The organism is Neorhizobium vignae (genome assembly GCF_000732195.1).
Lineage (GTDB): Bacteria > Pseudomonadota > Alphaproteobacteria > Rhizobiales > Rhizobiaceae > Neorhizobium > Neorhizobium vignae.
In genome coordinates, this window is the sequence record NZ_JNNU01000083.1 from 1 (window position 1) to 344 (window position 344).

At 64.5% G+C, this 344-nt stretch carries 1 protein-coding gene; it reads left to right on the top strand.

Going from position 1 to position 344, the window contains the following annotated elements; genetic code table 11:
• A partial coding sequence (locus GQ59_RS32620) for a hypothetical protein (protein WP_037088698.1) occupies nt 1-344 on the top strand: 344 nt, incomplete at both ends.

Below are 344 nucleotides of genomic sequence, written 5' to 3' on the forward strand. Positions count from 1 at the left end.
GGGACGCTCGCGATCTCGTGGGGTTCGGACAATGCCGACAACGAGATGATCACGTCGGGTGCCGGCAACCGCTCGGTTGCCTTCGGTCCGGCGGCGATCGCCAATCTCGACGCCCAGAATCTGACGTCCCGCGGCCTTGAACTGGTCTATACGCTGTCGGCCGACGGCACGGTTCTGACGGCGCATGCCGGCACCGAAACCGGCCAGGCTGTGTTCACGGTGACCCTGTCGGACAATGGCAGCGGTACCTACACGTTCACGCTGATCGACACGCTCGACCACCCGGTTTCCGGCGAAGACCAGATCGCGCTGAACTTCCAGTTCACGGCGACCGACTCGGACGG